The following is a 769-nucleotide window of genomic DNA, read 5'->3' on the forward strand; positions in this document are numbered from 1 at the left end:
CCTTGTAACCTAGTTGACGACGGAACTCATAAAATGAAGCATCAGCGATAGAACCAGCCAAACCATGATTTTTCAGCATACCTGACACATTCAAATCCTCAATGACGACTTGGCTGTGGTTTTTAGCCAAAAAAGTAGTTATTTTATGAATCGTGTCACGGCGAATATTAGCTACTCTTTGATGTAGCTTTTGAACTTTTAAGAGACATTTGGCCCGATTTTTTGAGCCTTTGACTTTGCGACTTAAATGGCGTTGTAATCTGGCTAGTTTTTTGGTCGCTGCTTTATAAGCCTTGGGATTAGAGAATTTTGTCCCATCGGAGCAAGTCGCCAAATTGTTAATTCCTAGGTCTACCCCGATTCTCTCTCGGAATTTCGGTGTGATTTCTGGTGTGGTTTCTACAAAAAAGCTCATATACCAGTCACCTGCTTGGCGCGTTATAGTGACTTTCTTAACCCAACTTTCGGGTAGAGCCTCAAATGTAGAAACCCAGCCCACAAAAGGCAGCTTATGGCGAGTTCCTGACAGATTGAATGGCTTTCCGGAATTGTCAAGGGTAAAGCTATCATGGTGGCCTTTCTTCTTAAATTTAGGATAACTGCTTATTCCCTTGAAGAAGCGCTTAAAGGCATCCCCTAGATTAATGAAGGCATATTGATCAACTTTAGAAGACAATTCAGACATCCAAGGATATTGAGGTTTCACATAATTCGTAAAAACCTTTTTAATGGAGTTTATATTAGGCTTGAGTCCCTCTTCATAAGCTGA

Annotated in this window: 1 protein-coding gene; it reads right to left on the reverse strand. The window is 40.6% G+C overall.

Features of this window, described 5'->3' with window-relative positions; genetic code table 11:
* The coding region (locus tag P5683_RS25460; RefSeq protein ID WP_315669514.1) for a transposase at positions 1–769 on the reverse strand (769 nt) is incomplete at both ends.

The organism is Limnospira sp. PMC 1279.21 (assembly GCF_032349615.1).
Lineage (GTDB): Bacteria > Cyanobacteriota > Cyanobacteriia > Cyanobacteriales > Microcoleaceae > Limnospira > Limnospira fusiformis.